12 protein-coding genes are annotated in these 12,812 nt (G+C 64.6%); 10 read left to right on the top strand and 2 right to left on the bottom strand.

Going from position 1 to position 12,812, the window contains the following annotated elements; all coding sequences use genetic code 11:
- Positions 1 to 92: 92 nt before the first annotated feature.
- Complete coding sequence (gene trxA, locus AC1D11_RS01200) at positions 93 to 425, bottom strand: thioredoxin TrxA (RefSeq protein WP_077594529.1); 333 nt, start codon at positions 423 to 425, stop codon at positions 93 to 95.
- Between the two features lie 179 nt (positions 426 to 604).
- On the opposite strand from trxA, the gene AC1D11_RS01195 reads away from it, so the two are divergent.
- The 10 genes from AC1D11_RS01195 (at position 605) to AC1D11_RS01150 (ending at position 12,368) form a co-directional block, all read left to right on the top strand.
- Positions 605 to 3,196, top strand: coding sequence for a PD-(D/E)XK nuclease family protein (locus tag AC1D11_RS01195; RefSeq protein WP_477648857.1), 2,592 nt, complete (start codon positions 605 to 607; stop codon positions 3,194 to 3,196).
- Positions 3,193 to 6,495, top strand: a complete 3,303-nt coding sequence (locus tag AC1D11_RS01190) for a UvrD-helicase domain-containing protein (RefSeq protein ID WP_477648858.1) — start codon at positions 3,193 to 3,195, stop codon at positions 6,493 to 6,495. Before AC1D11_RS01195 ends, AC1D11_RS01190 begins: the two co-directional genes overlap by 4 nt.
- A gap of 60 nt (positions 6,496 to 6,555) precedes the next feature.
- Positions 6,556 to 7,188, top strand: a complete 633-nt coding sequence (locus AC1D11_RS01185) for a hypothetical protein (RefSeq protein ID WP_477648859.1) — start codon at positions 6,556 to 6,558, stop codon at positions 7,186 to 7,188.
- A gap of 264 nt (positions 7,189 to 7,452) precedes the next feature.
- Positions 7,453 to 8,844, top strand: a complete 1,392-nt coding sequence (locus tag AC1D11_RS01180) for a TIGR03862 family flavoprotein (protein ID WP_477651416.1) — start codon at positions 7,453 to 7,455, stop codon at positions 8,842 to 8,844.
- A gap of 137 nt (positions 8,845 to 8,981) precedes the next feature.
- Positions 8,982 to 9,206: an AbrB/MazE/SpoVT family DNA-binding domain-containing protein gene (locus AC1D11_RS01175; protein ID WP_477647733.1), complete on the top strand. Its 225-nt coding sequence runs from the start codon at positions 8,982 to 8,984 to the stop codon at positions 9,204 to 9,206.
- The gene (locus tag AC1D11_RS01170; protein ID WP_477647734.1) at positions 9,203 to 9,601 is read left to right on the top strand and encodes a type II toxin-antitoxin system death-on-curing family toxin; all 399 of its coding nucleotides are present in this window, start codon (positions 9,203 to 9,205) and stop codon (positions 9,599 to 9,601) included. Before AC1D11_RS01175 ends, AC1D11_RS01170 begins: the two co-directional genes overlap by 4 nt.
- A 24-nt stretch (positions 9,602 to 9,625) precedes the next feature.
- On the top strand, positions 9,626 to 9,907 hold the full coding sequence (locus AC1D11_RS01165; protein ID WP_477647735.1) for a hypothetical protein: 282 nt from the start codon (positions 9,626 to 9,628) through the stop codon (positions 9,905 to 9,907).
- A 160-nt stretch (positions 9,908 to 10,067) separates the two neighbouring features.
- Entirely contained in the window at positions 10,068 to 10,784 is a 717-nt protein-coding gene (locus tag AC1D11_RS01160; RefSeq protein ID WP_477647736.1) for a Crp/Fnr family transcriptional regulator, read from the top strand.
- Between the two features lie 159 nt (positions 10,785 to 10,943).
- The gene (locus AC1D11_RS01155) at positions 10,944 to 11,636 is read left to right on the top strand and encodes a Crp/Fnr family transcriptional regulator (protein WP_477647737.1); all 693 of its coding nucleotides are present in this window, start codon (positions 10,944 to 10,946) and stop codon (positions 11,634 to 11,636) included.
- 240 nt (positions 11,637 to 11,876) lie between these two features.
- On the top strand, positions 11,877 to 12,368 hold the full coding sequence (locus AC1D11_RS01150; protein WP_477647738.1) for a hypothetical protein: 492 nt from the start codon (positions 11,877 to 11,879) through the stop codon (positions 12,366 to 12,368).
- 58 nt (positions 12,369 to 12,426) lie between these two features.
- On the opposite strand, the gene AC1D11_RS01145 is transcribed toward AC1D11_RS01150, so the two are convergent.
- A complete protein-coding gene (locus tag AC1D11_RS01145; protein ID WP_477647739.1) occupies positions 12,427 to 12,687 on the bottom strand; it encodes a hypothetical protein in 261 nt (86 codons plus the stop codon).
- Positions 12,688 to 12,812: the final 125 nt, after the last annotated feature.

Here is a 12,812-nt window from a genome sequence, read left to right as displayed (position 1 = left end):
AGGCATTTTCCCTGCGTCCGGCCAGCGGCCGGGGGACCTGCGCCGGTCGGGAAGCGGCTGTGTGCCGTGCTTCCCTTCCAGCGCGAAAAACATCAGGCCAGTTGCTGGTCGATGAAGGCGGTCAGCTGGGCCTTGCTCATGGCGCCGACCTTGGTGGCGGCCAGCTGGCCGTCCTTGAACAGCATCAGGGTGGGGATGCCGCGGATGCCGAATTTGGCAGGGATGTCGCGATTTTCGTCGACGTTCATCTTGGCGATCTGCAGGCGGCCGTCGTAACCGGTGGCCACTTCGTCCAGAATCGGCGCGATCATCTTGCACGGACCGCACCATTCAGCCCAGTAGTCCACCAGCACGGGTTTGGAGGCTTGCAGCACGTCGGCTTCGAAGGTGGCATCGGTGGTATGTTTGATCAGTTCGCTCGCCATGGCGGCTCCTTTGTCTGTTTAGGATGGTTACGATACGGTACGGCTAAAGTTGTAGTCATTGTGGCAGAAAGCAAGTGGCCGGGTCGGGCGTGCGGGGGCTATGGCCCCGATAGAGATTATTCAATTTGCGGCTTCCGGCCCCATTTCTTTCTTGCCAACCTCTTTTCCCCAACCTCTGTATGCCACCCGTCCCAACCTCTGATGCCGCATGGTCCGCGCCTGATGCGCTGTGCTGGCACCAGGCCATGGGCCGGCTTGCGGAAGCGATACAGGCGCGCGGCATCCATCCCGCAGAAGCCGTGGTGCTGCTGCCCTATGCCCAGCTGATCCAGCAGGCGCGCCGTGCTTGGGCTGCGCAGGCAGGCGAGACATTTTTTGTTCCCCGCTTTGAAACCACCATGAACTGGGCCAGCGGCCTGGGCGGCACGTTGGGCCTTTATGTGCCTTCAGGCGACGATTTGCGCATGGATGTGGCGGTCGACATGCTCACTGCCGCATCGCTGCTGGGCCGCGCGGGCCTGGGCGCCCAGCAGGATGCGCTGGCGGGCCGGCTGGTCGAAGCGGCGTGGAGCCTGGCGGGTGTGGCCGCAGCCGTCGTGCCGGCCGCGCGCCGCGCCTGGAGCGAGCGCCTGGCGCTGACGCTGGGAGCAGGCCTGGATTCGCCGGTGCTGGCCCTCGAAGCTGCCGTGGGGCGCATCGCGCTGGCTTGGGCGGCGGCGTCCGCCTATCCCACAGACCGGCTTTTCCAGGCGAAACCTCAGCTGTTCGCCGTGCTGGAAGGCTTTCAGGCCGACCCTCTCACCGAAGCCCTCAAGGCGCACTTCGGCGACCGGTCGGTTTCCATCCCGCTGTGCGTCTCGCTCGAAGGGCCCTCGGCACCACCTGCGCTGCACATTGCGCAAGACGCTGAAGACGAAGCGGGCCGCGCCGCCGCCTGCGTGCTGGCGCATCTGGCGCAAGGCCGCAGCCCGGTTGCGCTGATTGCGCAGGACCGGCAACTCACACGCCGCGTAGGCGCCATGCTGGCCGAGCGCGGCATCGCCATGCGCGATGAAACCGGCTGGAAGCTTTCAACCACTCGCGCCGCCGCCGCCCTGATGAGCCTGCTGCGCGCCATGCCCTGGGATGCATCGACGGATGCCGTGCTGGACTGGCTGAAAAACGCACCGGCCTTTGACGCCGCGCTGGTCACCGCCGCCGAGACTGAGTTGCGCAAGACCGGCGTGCGTGCCTGGCGAGACCTGCCGGACTTTGCGGAAGAAGCCATCTTGCCGCCCGCGTTTGCCGCAACAGGCCCGTTGGCGCGCGAAGTGAACGCGTTGCGCAGCCCTTTCGGCCGTGCCCGCCCGCTGGCGATGTGGCTGCGCGACCTGCGCACCCTTTTGCAGGCGGCGGGGCAGTGGGACGCACTGGCGCAGGACGAAGCCGGGCAGACGGTGTTGGACGTGCTCCGCTTGCACGAAGGCGCCGAGACCGAATTCGAAGCATCGCCGGTGATGCGTTTGCATGATTTCACGCAGTGGGCCAACCAGGCGCTGGAAGGCGGCAAGTTTTCCCCGGTGCATCCGCCGGCAGAGCAGGTGGTCATCTTGCCGCTGCCGCAGCTGCTGGGCCGTCCCATGCAGGCCGTGGTGCTGCCCGGTTGCGATGAAATCCGCCTGCCGGTGTCGCCGGAGCCAGCCGGCCCCTGGACGCCCGGCCAGCGCGAGCTGCTGGGCCTGCCGCCCCGGGAAGTGCTGGCCGCTGCCCAACGCCAGGCCTGGCACTACGCCCTGCACATGCCGCATCTCGATGTGCTCTGGCGCACCAGTGAATCGGGCGAGCACCTGATCCCCAGCGGTTTTGTGCAGGAGCTGCTGCTGGACCAGAGCGAGGATGCAGCGCAGGGCATGGCCAGTGACCCCCGCAGCCTGCGCGCCGTGGCCACCCAGCCGACGCCGCATCCTTTTCCGACCGGTGAGGCCTTGCCCGTTACCCGTCTTTCGGCCAGCGCGTACGAAGACCTGCGGCGTTGCCCCTACCGCTTTTTTGCGCTGCGTCAGCTTAGGCTTCAGGAGCCCGAAGAACTCGAAAACGAGCTGGGCAAGCGCGACTTCGGCAACTGGCTGCACAGCCTGTTGCGGCATTTTCATGAAGCACTCAAAGCGGCGCCAACCCCCGATTTACCAGCGCGGGTAGCTATGCTAAACATAGCAGCCGAGCGTGCCACGCAAGAGCTGGCGCTCAGCGACAGCGAGTTTTTGCCCTTTGCCGCGGCCTGGCCCGGCGTGCGCGAGGGCTACCTGAAATGGCTGGCCGACCACGAAGCCACCGGCGCGGTCTTCGACGAAGCCGAAGTCTGGCGCGAAGTGCCCGTCGGCACGCTCACGCTGCTCGGCCAGCTTGACCGCGTCGACCGCCAGCCTGACGGGCATGCCCTGGTGATCGACTACAAGACCGAGCCGCGCACCACCACGAGCGAGCGCATCAAGAATGGCCAGGAAGACACGCAACTGGCGTTTTATGCGGCCCTGATGAGCGACGACACGCTGGCCGCGGCCTATGTCAACCTCGGCGAAAAAGAGCCGACCAAAACCTATGAGCAGTCCGACATCGTCGGCCTGCGCGACGAACTCATCGACAGCATCCTGACCGACATGGCGCGTATTTCGCGCGGCGCGGCGTTGCCGGCTCTTGGCGAGGGCAAGGCCTGCGATTACTGTTCAGCGCGCGGCTTATGCCGCAAAGACTTCTGGAGTCTGAACGAGGAAGGCGCGGAGGCTCGCACATGAGCGACGCGAAAGACCCGTTCATCCCCCACGCCGCCGCCTACGAATGCAACGGCGAGCCGCTCTCCGCCGATGCCTTCTACGCCATCGCCTGCGACCCGCGGCGCAGTGTGGCTGTCGAGGCCTGCGCCGGCGCCGGCAAAACCTGGATGCTGGTGTCGCGCATCGTGCGGGCCTTGCTTGACGGCGCCACGGCCGCACCGGCGCAGCAGGTCTTGCCGCACGAGATCCTGGCGATCACCTTCACCAAAAAAGCCGCCGGCGAAATGCGAGAGCGTCTGGACGACTGGCTCAAGGCCTTTGCCCACGCCGACGACGAAACCCTGCAGCGCGAACTGGAAATGCGCGGCGTCAGGGTCGATTTTTCAAACCAAAAAGGCCTGAAAGCCGCGCAGAACGTGCGCGAGCAGCTATCAAATTTATACCGCTCCATTCTGGCCAGCGGCCGTTCCGTGCAGATCCGCACCTTTCACAGCTGGTTTGCGGCCCTGCTGCGCAGCGCGCCAGTAGCGGTGCTGCAGCGCCTGGAACTGCCCGTCAACTATGAGCTGCTGGAAGACGATGCCCCGGCGCGCGCACTGGTGTGGCGGCGGTTTTATGCGGCGGTCGCAGCTGATGCGTCGCTCAAGGCCGACTTTGAGGCGGTGGTGCTGGCGTATGGGCGTTTCCAGGCCGACAAAGCCTTGCAGGCCGCGCTCGACAAACGCACCGAGTTCACGCTGGCCGATGAAAAAGGTGTGATCGACACCTCCGTGCAGGCCTTCACCGCGCAGTTCACTGAATTTGGCGGCCTTGATGAACCCGAAGAGCTGCTCAGCACCAACCGTTTTCACCGGCAAACCTTAAGGGACGCCGCCATCGCGCTGGGCCGTGCGAGCGCGCCGACTTTCTCGGCCAAAGGCGTGGAACTGGAGCAGGCGTTGACGGCCGGAGACTTCCCGGCGGCCATCGCGGCCCTGCTGACCGAAAAGGGCACGCCGCGCAAGTTCGGCGAAAAAATCGTCGGCATTGAACAGGTGCGCATTGCGCAAGACCTGGTGCTGCGCGTGGTGGCAGCCCGCCAGCAACACGACGCCTGGCTGTACCAGCAGCGCATGGCGCGGCTGACACGCGTGCTGATCGCCCAGTTCACCGCCCTGAAGCGCGACCGTGGCTGGGTCGACATGAACGATGTGGAGCGCGCCGCGTTGCTGATGCTGGCCGACCCCGTGCTGTCGGGCTGGGTGCAGGAGCGGCTGGACGCGCGCATTCGCCACTTGATGATTGACGAGTTCCAGGACACCAATCCGCTGCAATGGCAGGCGCTGTATGCCTGGCTCATCGGCTACTCGGGTGCGGGCACCGCGCCCAGCGTGTTCCTGGTGGGCGACCCGAAGCAAAGTATTTACCGCTTCCGCCGTGCCGAGCCGCAGGTGTTTCGCGCCGCGCAGGCTTTTGTTGTGCATGGGCTGGGCGGTGATTTGCTCAGTTGCGACCATACGCGGCGCAACGCTGAGGCCGTGATCGACACCGTCAACTCGGCCATGGCCATGGCACGGGAGGCCGACGGGTACGACGGTTTTCGTGAGCACACCACGGCTTCAGGCCTGGCCGGTGCTGTGGGCCGGCTTCCGCCCATTGCACGCAACAAGGATGAGGAAGACGCTTCGCCGCTGGCGGCCGGCTGGCGCGACAGCCTGACCACGCCGCGCGAATTGCCCGAGGAGACCCTGCGCACGCGCGAGGCCCGCCAGGCCGCTGCGTGGATTTCCGAGCAGGTCGCCGGTGGCCTCAGGCCGCAGGACGTGATGGTCCTCTCGCGCAAACGCGCCGGCCTGCTGCCGCTGCAGGACGAGCTGCGCGCGCTGCACATCCCTGCGCAGGTGGGCGAGAAAACCGAGCTGATCGACTGCTGCGAAGTGCTGGACATGGTGGCGCTGCTCGACGTGCTGGTGTCGCCGCAGCACGACCTTTCCTTGGCGCGCGCACTGCGTTCTCCGCTGTTCGGGCTGGCTGACGATTGCCTGGTGCAGCTGGCGCTGCTGCAGCGGGAGCACCACCTGCCCTGGTACAGCCTGCTACAAAAAGAGGAGCTGCTTGCGCCCGGCCTGAAAGGGCTGGGGCCTGTTTTTACCAAATGGAAGAACTGGCTGGACCGCCTGCCGCCACATGACGCACTGCAGGGCATTTACGACGACGGCGACGTGCTGGCGCGTTTTGGCGCTGCCGCCCCGGCGGCGCAGCGCAGCGCGGTGCTGGCCAACCTGCGCGCGCTGCTGGGCGTGTCGCTGGCACTCGACGGCGGGCGTTATGCCACGCCCTACGGTTTTGTGCGCGCCCTCAAGGCCGGCGGCACCCAGGCGCCGGCAGCTGTCAGCAGCGAGGCGGTCCGGCTGCTGACCATCCATGGCGCCAAGGGGCTTGAGGCCGAAGCCGTTCTGCTGCTGGACACCGACACCGTCGAGCGCAATGCCGATAGCATGGGTGTGCTGGTTGATTGGCCCGGCGAGGCGACTGAGCCGCACAAATTCGTCTTCCTGGTCAGCGAAAGCCGCCCGCCTGCGTGCGCCGCCGAAACGCTGGCCGCCGAGCAGGCGGCCCGCAAGCGCGAAGAGCTCAACGCCTTGTATGTGGCGCTGACGCGCGCCCGCCATACGCTGGTGATCTCCTCCATCGAGCCGCACCGCGTGACGACCGAGAGCTGGTGGCAGCGCCTGCACGCACTGGTGGGCGAGCTGCCTGCGCCGGTCGCGGATGAGTCTGCAGCCGCCCATCTCGATGCGGCCGACGCGGGCGTTTTCTACCTGCCCGAGTTGCCTGAACTGCCCGAGGTCATGACGATTTCCGAGCCTGCTGCGGTGCGCGTTGATGAAGATTCGCTCAAGGCCCGCATCGGCAAGGCCATGCACCGCCTGCTGGAGTGGGGTGGCGCGTTGTCAGACCCCCAGATCAAGGCCGCGGCGCGCGAGTTTCGCCTGAGCCCGGCACAGGCCACTGAGGCGGCTGCGTTAGCCGGGCGCATTCTGGCGGGTGAGGGCGCCTGGGCCTGGAGCCCGCAAGCCGTGGCCTGGCAAGGCAACGAAGTCGGCCTTGTCTACGCCGGGAAAGACTTGCGGCTGGACCGCCTGGTGCAGCGCAAGGACGCCGGCCACGAAGGCCACTGGTGGGTGCTCGACTACAAATCCGCCGTGGCGCCGGAGCTGCAGCCCGCGCTGGTGGCGCAACTGCAGGACTACCGTGCGGCGGTGCAGCTGATTTACCCCGGCGCGCCGGTGAAAGCAGCTTTCCTGACGGGGCGGGGAACTGTTGTTGAGCTGGACTGATCCCACACAACCTGCGCTCTACCCCATGTGTTATTCGCCGACCTGAAGAAAGAGACAACCATGTTCAAGCAATTTGCTGCTTCGCTAGCTTTCCTGGCTGTCCTGCCGCTGGCATGGGCGCAAACCCCGGCACCGGCCAACCCCACGGTGCGCCTGCGCGCGACGATTGAAAAAGTCGATGCGACCAGCCTCACCGTCAGGGAACGCAGCGGTGAAGTGATCACGCTGGTGCGTCCGGCCGAGATGGACGTGTCCGAGGTGTACCCGCTGTCGCTTGCCGACATCAAGCCCGGCAGCTACATCGGCACCGCCGGCATGCCGCAGCCCGACGGCAGCCAGCTGGCGCTGGAGGTGCTGGTGTTCCCCGAAGCCGCGCGCGGCGCCGGTGAAGGCCACCGCCCCTGGGACTTGCGTCCCGACAGCACCATGACCAATGCCACCGTGGCCGACCTGGCCGCGGCGCCAACGTCGGTACCCGGCGGCCAGAAGCTCACGCTGCGCTACAAGGACGGCGAGAAAACCGTGATTGTTCCGCCGGATGTGCCGGTGGTGTCCTTCAAGCCCGGCAAGGCCGATGAAAACGCCTTGCTGGTGCCGGGCGCCAAGGTGATGATCACGGCACAGGAAAAAGCCGGCAAGCCGACCGCGCTGCGCGTCATCGTCGGCCGCGATGGTTTTGCGCCGCCCATGTAATGCGCCGCGCGCGGGCCGGCAAGTGCGGCCTGTGATAATTGGCGTATGCCGCCCATCGGCGCCAAACCTGTACCTGGCCCCTGTTTTTAAGCGGTTTAACCCTGCGAGCCAATAAGACCGGGCGCAAGCAGCTATCAAAAACAGAGCAAATACCTTTGCCTGCGAAGCGCTATCTTTGATGCCTTTCAGGAAAGCGGCTGCTGTTTGGCCCTGATTTCTCCCATCTCACCATACCTCGCCCCCCGCGAGCAGACGGAACACCTTTTGAACGATTCAGCCTCTCCCGTGAAACCGCCGCCCGGCGGCCCCCCGCGTATTGCCGTCATAGGCGGCGGACCCGCCGGCCTGATGGCCGCCGAGGTGCTGGCCACTGCCGGTGCCGCCGTGAAGGTCGAGGTCTATGACGCCATGCCTTCGGTGGGGCGCAAGTTTTTGCTGGCCGGCAAGGGCGGGCTCAACCTCACGCATTCCGAAGCACCCGAGGCCTTTCTGAGCCGCTATGGTGAGCGCGCTGCTCAACTGGCGCCGTTGCTGTCCGCATTTGGCCCGGCCGAGCTGCGAGCCTGGGCTGAAGCGCTGGGCGTGGAGACCTTTATCGGCAGCTCGGGCCGCGTGTTTCCCAAAGACATGAAAGCTGCGCCGCTGCTGCGTGCCTGGCTGCACCGCCTGCGCAATGCAGGCGTGCAGTTTTCCATGCGGCACCGCTGGCTGGGCTGGGCCGATGACGGTGCGCTGAAGTTCTCAACGCCCGCCGGTGAGGTGCTGGCACACGCCGACGCCGTGGTGCTGGCCCTGGGTGGCGGCAGTTGGGCTCGGCTGGGCTCTGACGGCGCCTGGGTGCCGCTGCTGGCCGCACGCGGCGTGGCTGTGGCGCCGCTGCTGCCATCCAATTGCGGCTTCGACGTGGCCGCACGCGCGGACAGCCCGGCGCAGCTTGAAGAGGCGGCTGGCGATGCCGGTGAGACCCGCCGAGAATTCCTGCAGGAGCTCATGGGCAAAAGCCCACAGCCGCACACCGGCTGGACAGAACACTTCGCCAGCCGCTTTGCCGGCCAGCCTTTCAAGTCCGTCGCCATCAGTTTTACCGATTCACGCGGCCGCAGCTTCAGCCGCAAGGGCGAGTTCATTGCCACCGCCACAGGCGTTGAAGGCAGCCTGATCTATGCCGCTTCCTCGTTGTTGCGTGACGAGATTGCCGAACACGGCAGCGCCACCTTCCTGCTCGATCTGCTGCCCGCAAAGACGCCTGAGCAGGTGCTGGTGGAGGTGCGCCACCCGCGCGGCTCACGCTCGCTGTCCAGTCACCTCAAGAGTCGCCTGAACCTGGATGGCATCAAGGCCGCGATGTTGTACGAACTGCTGGGCAAGGACGCGATTGCCGATCCGGTGCGCCTGGCGGCAGGCATCAAGGCATTGCCAGTGCGTGTCACGGCAGCCAGGCCGATCGACGAAGCCATCAGCACGGCAGGTGGCGTGATGTTTGAGGCCATGGATACGCGCCTGCAACTGCAAAATCTGCAAGGCACGGGCCAACCGGTGTTTTGCGCCGGTGAAATGCTGGACTGGGAAGCGCCCACGGGCGGCTACCTGCTCACGGCCTGCTTTGCCGGCGGCCGTGTTGCCGGGCAGGGCGTTTTAAGTCATTTTGGCCTGTAGCCCAATAGGGTCGGGCGCAAGCAGCTATTGATTTTGTAGCAATTTCTTTTCCCTGCGGGCCTTCATCCATTGCCAGGCTGGCAAAAAACGCGAGTTTGAACTAGTATTACATACGTTATAACTGAAAGACGTATGCCATGCACACCCTCAAACTGACCCAAATTGGTAATTCCATCGGCGTGATCTTGCCGCGCGAGGTGCTGGGGCGGCTCAAGCTTGAAAAAGGTGAGTCTGTGTTTCTCGTGGAGACGCCCGACGGTTACGTCATCACGCCATACAACCCCGCCCTGGACGAGCAGATTCAGGCCGGCCGTGAATTCATGCGCGAATACCGCGACACCTTCCACCAACTCGCCAAATGAGTTGGCGCTGGATCGACAAGCAGGCCTTGCTGCTTTTGCACGGCGAAAGCCTGGCCGAGCACGGCGGTGGCGAGGGCTTGCGCGACGAAGGTCTGCTGGACTCCGCATTGGCCCGGCCCTTGAACCTGCTTGCCTATGGCGAACCTGATGTAGCCGCACTGGCCGCGAGTTATGCCATGGGTGTGGCAAAAAACCACCCGTTTGTCGACGGCAACAAGCGCGCCGCCTTTTTGACAGTGGGTATGTTTCTTTATTTGAACGGATACCGTTTGAGCACAACGCAAGCAGATGCAACCGTCACCGTGCTGGCGCTTGCCGCAGGGGACATCACCGAAGAGCAGTTTGCTGCCTGGCTTCGCCAAAAAGTGATTACCCGACCCGGGAAAAAATTGTGATTTCGCTGACAAAAAGGAGCCACCGTGATCGTCCGTTTTAACATCGACTCTTTTGACAGGACCCAGTACGAATACCGCGTGACCTACGAAGGTGAAGACCTGTTCGGCGACGCCGGGCTGGGCGGCATTGAAGAATGCATCATCGCCGCCACCGAAGGCCTGGGCCAGGACGCCGTGGCCGCAGAAGTCGCCTTCAGGGGCATCATCAGCGGCACCTACCCGCTGGCCTCACTGGCGCTGATGTCGGCGCAGATCGCCGTCCATGCGCTGCAGACCACCGAGGCGGTTGAGGAAGTGAGCCGGTAGTACCGAGGCCCACAAAAGCTCCGGGGGCGGACTTTGCCGGGGAACTTTCGTTTGTGCGGTAGCGCACATACCGGGGGGCCGTTAGTGCCTATACTTCGAAGACGGTGCGAGATCTCTGCCAGAGGCCCAACTCGAAGCCAGATCCGCCCGGAGTGTCTCGATGGCCAATGCTTCCAACCCCAAAGACAACCAGCTGCTTGCTGCATTGCCAGACGCAGAGTGGCAGCGCTGGCTGCCGCAACTGGAGCTGGTGGATATGCCGCTGGGCCAGGTGCTCTACGAATCAGGCAGCACATTGAGCCATGTGTACTTTCCCACCACGGCCATCGTCTCGCTGCTTTATGTGATGGAAAACGGCTCTTCGGCCGAGATTGCCGTCGTCGGCCATGAAGGTGTCGTGGGCATCTCCCTGTTCATGGGCGGGGAGTCCACACCCAGCCGCGCCGTCGTGCAAAGCGCCGGCCAGGGTTTTCGCCTCAAGGCACAGGCCATCAAGGACGAGTTCAAGCGCGCGCCGGTGCTGCACCTGCTGCTGCGCTATACGCAGGCGCTGATCACGCAGATGGCGCAAACCGCGGTGTGCAACCGCCACCATTCGCTCGACCAGCAGCTGTGCCGCTGGCTGCTCCTCAGCCTTGACCGGCTGCAGGGCAATGAGCTGGTGATGACGCAGGAGCTGATCGCCAACATGCTGGGTGTGCGCCGCGAAGGCGTGACCGAAGGTGCGACCAAGCTGCAAAACTTGGGGCTGATCCGCTATTCGCGTGGCCGCATCACGGTGCTGGACCGCCCGGGCCTGGAGCAGCGCACCTGCGAGTGTTATGCCGTGGTCAAGAAGGAATACGACCGCTTGCTTCCCGAAAAACTCGCCTCCTAGCATCCCGGTGTGCGGCCTGTTGTGCGCTGTGTGCGCTGGCACACGGTGGCGTTGGCAGCACCTCATGCATACTGGGGCACCGAATTGAACTGACGACAGTAGCGCGGCCTTGTCCATGACCCGGCACTCCCCGGGGTCCGCCTACACCGGAGAGCCATTTTGGCCCCTGTCGAAAACCACCTCATTGAGCTTCTCCCTCGCAAGGACCGCCTGCGCCTGCTCGCCGTCTGCGAGCCCGTCGAGTTGTCGCTGGCTGAAGTGCTGTGCGAACCCGGCAAACCCACACGTTACGTCTATTTCCCGATCGAAAGCTTCATTTCCCTCGTGGCCCTGGTGGAAGGCAGCCCGGGTGTAGAGGTCGGCATGGTGGGCCGCGAAGGCATGCTGGGTGCGCAACTGGTGCTGGGGGTTGTTACCGCGCCGGTGCATGCGGTAGTGCAGGGCGCGGGGGCATCCTGGCGGATCAGCACCGCCGTTTTCCGGCGCGAGCTGGCGCGCAGTGCTTCGCTGCAGCGCGGCCTGAACCGCTACCTTTATGTCTTGATGGCGCAGCAGTCCGCATCAGCGGCCTGCCTTCGGTTTCACCTGACGAGCCAGCGCCTGGCCCGATGGCTGTTGATGAGCCAGGACCGCGCCCATTCCGACCATTTTCATGTGACCCACGAATTCCTGGCTTACATGCTGGGCATGCGCCGCGTCGGCATCACATCGGCCGCCAGCGCGCTGCAGCGCAGTGGATTGATCGAATACCACCGTGGTGAATTGAAAGTTCTTGACCGCAGCGGCCTGGAGGCTGCGGCATGCAGCTGTTACGCGGCTGACCGGAAAACCTATACCCAATTGCTTCACTGACGAGCGGGTTTGGGATGGCGGGGGCCTGCCTGTCAGGCAAAAGCATCGGTTTACCTGTTTCAGCTCAATGGCAGCCCGCGACACGACCTGAAAACCTTTTGCGGTTGATGTGCGTTACCGCACGGACGGATCACCTTGGGCCGCCTAAAAAGGGGCGTACGGCGATATTGCGAACCTTTGAAGACGCAGCGCCCAACCGCTGTTGCAGCGCCATGCAACTCCTTTAGCGAGGGTTCTGAAATGATCCGGCTTGCTTCCTCACCCCCTCCCAATATCAGGCTGCTGGCGCGCTCGGCGCTGACCATGCTGAGCTCTCCCGAGCTCATGAAGGAGTCCAGGTGCGAGCTGCCCGCCACCAGTGCCGCTGCGCTGGATGTTCTGCGCGACTGGGCCAAAGGAGACGGCGAGGGCGCTGACGACGCCCATTTCGCTTCGCTTCCCGAGCGGCAGCTCGAAGCGCTCACACCCGACCACCCGCTGGACATCGCGATCGCCGACTGGGACGTGCTGTTTCACGCCGTCAAGGCCAGGCTCATGCTCAGCGTCGGTGAAAAACTCGCGGCCGTGCCCAACTCGCAGGCCGGCGAGGCCGCGGAGCTGGTCCAGTCCATCGTGCTGGAGTGTGTGGGCGCCTTGCACCAGCTTCACCTGGCACTGACGCAGGAGCGCGGGCAACGCGCTCACTCGGCGGCCCCGGGCGAGCAGGCCACCCAGCCTATGACGCCGGTTTAACGCCCAGTTGGCGCCGGGCCAACTTCTCTGTCTGCTTTCCGGGATGTCCGTGAGGTCGTCAGGCGGGCTTTGACGCAACCGGCACGGGCTGAAAACTTTCCAGGTGGGCAATGATCAGATCGGTCACCTCTATCCCGCTCAACGAACTCAACGCAAAAAACGCCACAGAGTCGGCATGGCCGGCCCGCGGGTCGTAGTACTGCGAAGGCACCTGCCGCAAATAACGCACACGCGGCCTGCTGCCCTGCACGTCATACACCAGGGCATCGTCGGCAATTCCTACTTGCAGCCCGTGAAGCGGGCCTCCTATGCAGGTCATCAGCATTGCGTGGTTGTCTCCGTCAATGGACTGTATACGGATGGGGTGCCTGTGGCTATGGGCCGTCTGGCCTAGTGGTGGCTTTGTCGGCTGGATGGGCCGCGTCAAACCTAAAATGGTTCTGG

The sequence above is a fragment of the Polaromonas sp. P1_E11 genome, from assembly GCF_056405995.1.
This window is presented reverse-complemented; position numbering and strand designations above follow the sequence as displayed.

Bases quoted from the DNA above. Each gene is read 5' to 3' on its own strand.
- AC1D11_RS01150 (WP_477647738.1), top strand. From the start codon at position 11,877: ATGATCCGGCTTGCTTCCTCACCCCCTCCCAATATCAGGCTGCTGGCG.
- AC1D11_RS01145 (WP_477647739.1), bottom strand. From the start codon at position 12,687: ATGACCTGCATAGGAGGCCCGCTTCACGGGCTGCAAGTAGGAATTGCC.
- AC1D11_RS01170 (WP_477647734.1), top strand. From the start codon at position 9,203: ATGAGTTGGCGCTGGATCGACAAGCAGGCCTTGCTGCTTTTGCACGGC.
- AC1D11_RS01195 (WP_477648857.1), top strand. From the start codon at position 605: ATGCCACCCGTCCCAACCTCTGATGCCGCATGGTCCGCGCCTGATGCG.
- AC1D11_RS01160 (WP_477647736.1), top strand. From the start codon at position 10,068: ATGGCCAATGCTTCCAACCCCAAAGACAACCAGCTGCTTGCTGCATTG.
- AC1D11_RS01190 (WP_477648858.1), top strand. From the start codon at position 3,193: ATGAGCGACGCGAAAGACCCGTTCATCCCCCACGCCGCCGCCTACGAA.
- AC1D11_RS01175 (WP_477647733.1), top strand. From the start codon at position 8,982: ATGCACACCCTCAAACTGACCCAAATTGGTAATTCCATCGGCGTGATC.
- trxA (WP_077594529.1), bottom strand. From the start codon at position 425: ATGGCGAGCGAACTGATCAAACATACCACCGATGCCACCTTCGAAGCC.
- AC1D11_RS01185 (WP_477648859.1), top strand. From the start codon at position 6,556: ATGTTCAAGCAATTTGCTGCTTCGCTAGCTTTCCTGGCTGTCCTGCCG.